We start from the raw sequence: 5,605 nt of genomic DNA on the forward strand, positions 1-5,605 counted from the left end.
ATCTTGATCAGCAGTCAGAGGTGTGACTTTCGCATAGACACCATCGAGTTTTGTTGATGCAGCACTCAAATCATCTGCTACGACATCAATTTCTTGACGCACCGCAGCAAACGAGTTTTCTGTACTTTGCTTATAGGTATCAACAACAGACAAGACATGCTCATCACCAGCAACACGCTGCTGGCTTTCATGTGTCAGACCATCACTAAGATTTTGAACAGCACTGATGCGAGCTTGTGATTCTGACGCGATATTATCTGCAACTTGATTCACAGCAGTAATACGCTGTTGACGTTCTTGATCTATATCTCCATTTAAGTTTTGAACATCACTGATACGGGCCTGTGATTCTGATGCAATATCATCAGCAAGTTTCTCGACATCATTGATACGCTGCTGACGTTCTAAAGCCAAATCCTGATTAGCTTGATCTGCAGTATTTTTGGCATCTTGAATGCGTTGATCATAAACAGTCAGATCACCTTCAATAACGTCAATCTTGTCGATTTTCTGCTGTAAATCTTGATGCAGTTGTGTTTCAGTAATTTTTCCAGACAAGATGTCCAGTACCGCAGATGCATCGGCTGATGTGGTTGCATTAATCCATTCCGTCCATGGCCCGACGTTTCCTAAACGATCAATCAATCGGGCCTGAAAATAAAGCTTAAGATTTGGCTGTAAGCCCTGAATGGTATGTGTTGTGGTTGGATAAGCAAACAATCCCAAAGTCGAGATATTGCTTACACCGTCTGGACTGACACGAATCTCGGTATGAGCCGTATCTAAGGCACCTTTAGCAGGAAAAATCCATTCAAGCTGAATACCAAACAATATACCCGTTGCAGCTAAATTAGCCAAAGCAGGCGGTGTGCCGTTTTTACCCAATAAGGCTGTGACACTGGAGTAAGTCGGTAACGATGCAATATCGAAAGCAGAAAATGCAGTAATACGTGCCTGATAATTACCCGAATATACCCCTTCAACCTCAACAGAGTTGTTGCCCGTCAAAGGCATCTTAATCCAGCTACCATCATCTTTGCGCCATTCGACTTGATAACGAACAGCACCTTGAGCCTGTGGCCATCCAATCACCATCACTGCGATATTCATGCCCTGCTCGATTTTGTCATAGGTCGATAAACTGACTGACTCAACTGCAGGTTGCATATCTGGATTTACAATCGTAATGGGGATTTCGTCAATGTAGGCACCATAATCGATTGCATCATACTTTTGCGGATTGTATTGAACTGCCTTGATTTCAAATTGATGCTCATCGTTTTGTATAATCGAGACAATACGAAATTTCATTGTCGCCAGATCCTGAGCATCAATAACCCATACGTTTTGCGACGAGATTGTATTTTCTTCAAAAGCCGAGACGACCGTCACCACACGGCCATTAATGCCTTCAATGACACGAGCCTTCGCTTTACCGTCTTCACCATTAATGACGAGACGATCACCTGCACGACATACCACATCATCCCGATCCAATGTGACTTGTTTGAGATCAGCCGAAATTGATGATATACGACCACCATTGGCACGACCCGCAAAACTTTGATCCGCAATTTCGATGACTTTTCCGGGTTGTGGAATATACCCATCAAGACCGACTTTAAACACAACGGTTTGAGTTTCGTACTTTTCAGTCTTTAATGCCCAGAGTCCTGCCCGTTGTGCCTGTCCGCGTGAGGTTACACCCCATGCATCAATCTCAACCTTATTAATCCCGTATTTGGCAATGGCCTCTTCATCTGGAATAGGCTCCGGTTCTGTCTTGAATCGATTGTCTGGATTATCGAAATTAACAACAGCAATGGTATGACGATCACGTTTACGTGTACCCGAATACTCAAAGTGCCCATCAATCACATTTGCCCGGGTGAACGTGTATACAGTATCTGAAGGCATATCAGCATCAAGTACAATGCTTTGGCCATCCCAAAACATATAGGCACGCATAACACCTACCATCTTGGTTAATACGCTATAGGCATCTTCTTGGACTTGCTGATAGACGTTTAAAGTAAAACGTGGTTCCTGACCGCCTTTGCCATCTGGCACCAACTCATCACAGTACTGGCTCAATCGATAAATGGACCATTTATCGACCATGCTTTGATCAAGATGATTACCGAGTCCACGACGTTTATCGATACACGCATCATAAAAATGCCATGCTGGATTATTGGTATAGGCATATTTAAAAGTGCCGTCCCAAATACCAACATATTGACGGGTTTCAGGATCGTAATTGGTCGGCACACGAATGAGAACACCCTTACAACGGGCTGCCATTTTTGCAATATTTGAAAAGGTTTCCGCATCATATTGCAGGCCGAGCAATGCAGTGTTGGGGTAGCGCAGTTTGACATCAATCACTTCTGTGACTGCTGCCACATACATTTTGTCAGAAATTAAATCGCTATTCTGGTTTGGGGTAATTCTACGAACTCGAACAAGCCACCCTTGATCTGCACGCGGCAGCTCAATACGATGGGTACGTTGATAATCAGGACTGGTTTTATCTGAAATTTGCGTGTTTAAAACCTCTTCCCACGCACCACCATCAGTCTGGCGATCAATGGCATAGCGAATCGTAAGACCATCTACGTTACCTGTGGTTGCATCCTGCACACGTAAAGCACCCCATTTTAGGCGCACTCGAACAGCATCAAGATCCGTATTAATAAAAGCTCTCACCCATGGCGTGATTTCTTTAAGTTCAACATTGATATTGATTTCATTAGATACATCTGGAAAACCTTCAATGTAATCCTGATCGTTTGTGCCCGAGCGAAAATCTACAACAACATTATCAAAATTTGGATTGTCATTGGCATCGTGAACAGGCGTATCATCCAGATAAACCGATTTTAAGCCATCTGCCAAGCCTTCAATTTCACCCTCTGATAGTCCGTAGAGTATCTTTATCGTGGTGGTTGATTGAGCTGAATCTGGTGCGATAACAGGCGCACGGGATTGATTGGCCTGCTTTTTAGCACCAATGATTTTATTGTCCATATCTGATCCATGCATAAAAAAAGGCGCTATATAGCGCCTAAAATAGGATTTAATTTTTACATAATGTCTTCTGTGAACTGCCCAGCCGATGCAACAAATCCGCCGATCTCACGTTCACCACGTAATATAGATACTGGATTACCTTGCGCGATGGTCGTAACGGCAGAACCAAAGCCCTTATTTGCTCGGTTGCCATCTTGATTCTGGTCTTGGGTTTCGGCTTTTGGCATCAACATTTGTGCGATACCTCCGACCAGCATGCCAGCACCTGCGCCAATCATTGCCACCCCAATATTGGTGGTAATTCCACCAGTCCAGAAACCTGCAACGATGAGCGCAACACCTAATACCACTTGTAGTATGCCATTGCTACCACCTGCGCCCATGACACGCGGTACGATCTTGATCACTGAAGACTCAGTCACCATATCTACTTCATTGCTCCCAATATTACGACCTGTAATACGTCGTTTGGTAATGGTGTCATAGCAATAGGGCTGTTTTCTTCGAGATCCATGCTGTTTAACTTCATCAAAAAAAATAGCAAAACAAAGCCCACGCTCATGTGCATGCAGCATAAATTTCTCAAAGCCAGGTAACAGTACAGACAAGGCCCGTACCGCTTCACGTGTACTTGAAACATCCAGCATAAATTGATGCCCAAACTTTTCAGCAAGGACGCCATACAACTTAATCGTCTTTAACATGATCTTTGTGCCTTAGAATTAAAACCGTGCGCGATTGCCACTCATGGCCGTAAACTTCACGTATCGATTTTGCGTCATACATATGATGAAGGATTAGTGAATTGCCAACGCATGCAGGTGTGTCTTCACTTTTAAAACGCCATTTATCACCCAACCAGATCACCGCATGATTGGGATGCTCTGTACGTCCTACACGACAAATCAGAACGTCACCATATTCAGGTGATTCAACCTGACAGAAACCCGCTGAACGATAATTTTCAACATAAAGAGAGACGTTTTCTTTATTTTCCCACCACGCATCATCACGCTGGAAATTTGGCAATGTGATGTCTAGTTCACGTTGATAAAAGTCACGTACCAGTGAATAACAATCCTGCCAGCCATGGAAAAAATTACGCCCCAATAACGGGGCGGTATATCCATACGGTTGATACTCAGTAATGTCCCAATCCGGAAAACTACAAATAAACCATGGCTTTTTGTGAAGCTCAATCTGATGCAAATCTAACTCTGTTGCTCTGGTAGTGCCATCAGGATGTGAGTGAACATAAGCTTGAATGGCTCCGATGTCCTCAGCATTGGCCAAATCTTCAGGATGAATTTCAAAATTTGTCGTTTTGTCCTGCTTTACTTTGCCCAACTTGTCATAAATCGTAGGGGCGACATTACGGCAGGCAAGGTATTGATCATTGACAATTAACCCACAGCATTCTTCGGGATAAACGTCTGACGCATGTACAAATATGGCTTTTTTTACATCAGCAGATAATTTCATAACTCACCCAATTAAACTTGATGCGGGATATCCACCATGTGACAAAGGTTTATTTTCACCAAAGCGCAAACGGCAGGATCGCATTCGCCCAGGACAACGATCTTGACTTGGATCAGTGGTCGGCTCGTCTTTCATAGTGAACATAGCAGTCCCGGTATAACCACACTGCTCACCTCGATAACCATTAGTACATGCCCAATGGCAGAGATTTGTGATCTGGCGCAGTGGTATTTTTTTACCTTCGAAATCGACTGGATTTGAAAGCTCAAATACGACTTGTTCATCATTTGAAGAAGTCTTTTGCTCGATATAGGCTATCTGGATTTCACTGTCACTCGAAGACGTCGGATTGCCTTGACTGAAATTTTCAGCATCAAGATATTTGGCCAACGTGGTAATGACTTTGAGTTTTGCACCTGCAAAATCATCAAAACGGTAGCAATAGGCTGATACTGCTCCCTGCACACCATTGATATTGTTTGCCATGCTTAACGTCGGCATCGAAGCTTTACCATCAGTCGTTTTACCAAAGCCTGTGCTTTCAATGACCATCGGCTCAAACACTTGACCTTGCCAGATAATATTTCGCATCCAAACTTTTGAATCGCCGACATCAAAAAGTTTATCTGCTGAAATGAGCGTTGTATCTGCTGTGAAACTTGTGCTGTCCACGGTTTGATAAATCTTCTGCCAGTCTTCATATGAAATATGACCATGAAAACGTAAAATGCCAGCTCCTAAGTTGCTGGCATCGAGTTCATAAAGCGTGATCAGTCCATCGACATACAGCTTTTGAAAATCACTGTTGAGGCTCATCTGGTAATTCTCCCAAACCATCTGACTTTAGAAATGTCCGCAAAGATTTACGATAATCAACAAGTACGGCTTTATCAGTGTTCAATTCTTCGAGATCACCATCTTCATCTTCAATTGCATCATTCAAACGTGTGATTTCAATACTGACCCGATCATATTCACTTTGTGCATGAATCATTTTTTGCTGTGCAGCAATTGCGGCTTTTTCAGCATCGGTGAAGTAATTTTGCGGATTCAGATGACGATCAATTTCTTCAGCGGTCATTGCTGTAAA

At 43.2% G+C, this 5,605-nt stretch carries 5 protein-coding genes; all 5 read right to left on the bottom strand.

The genetic code is table 11. The features are described from left to right. Nucleotides 1–3,030: host specificity protein J (locus tag ADA42_RS15500; protein ID WP_048766108.1), on the bottom strand; the 3,030-nt coding region annotated here is incomplete at its 3' end. A 56-nt stretch (nt 3,031–3,086) separates the two neighbouring features. Continuing rightward, complete coding sequence (locus tag ADA42_RS15505; protein ID WP_048766110.1) at nt 3,087–3,737, bottom strand: tail assembly protein; 651 nt, start codon at nt 3,735–3,737, stop codon at nt 3,087–3,089. After that, nucleotides 3,721–4,515 (bottom strand): C40 family peptidase, encoded by a 795-nt coding sequence (locus tag ADA42_RS15510; protein ID WP_048766111.1) that lies wholly within the window; start codon nt 4,513–4,515, stop codon nt 3,721–3,723. The genes ADA42_RS15505 and ADA42_RS15510 overlap by 17 nt, the downstream gene beginning before the upstream one ends. Before the next feature lie 3 nt (nt 4,516–4,518). Continuing rightward, complete coding sequence (locus tag ADA42_RS15515; RefSeq protein ID WP_048766112.1) at nt 4,519–5,331, bottom strand: phage minor tail protein L; 813 nt, start codon at nt 5,329–5,331, stop codon at nt 4,519–4,521. Then, on the bottom strand, nt 5,315–5,605 hold a 291-nt coding region (locus tag ADA42_RS18520; RefSeq protein WP_161798556.1), incomplete at its 5' end, for a hypothetical protein. The genes ADA42_RS15515 and ADA42_RS18520, both read right to left, overlap by 17 nt.

This window comes from Acinetobacter sp. 243_ASPC, from assembly GCF_001054715.1.
GTDB lineage: Bacteria > Pseudomonadota > Gammaproteobacteria > Pseudomonadales > Moraxellaceae > Acinetobacter > Acinetobacter soli.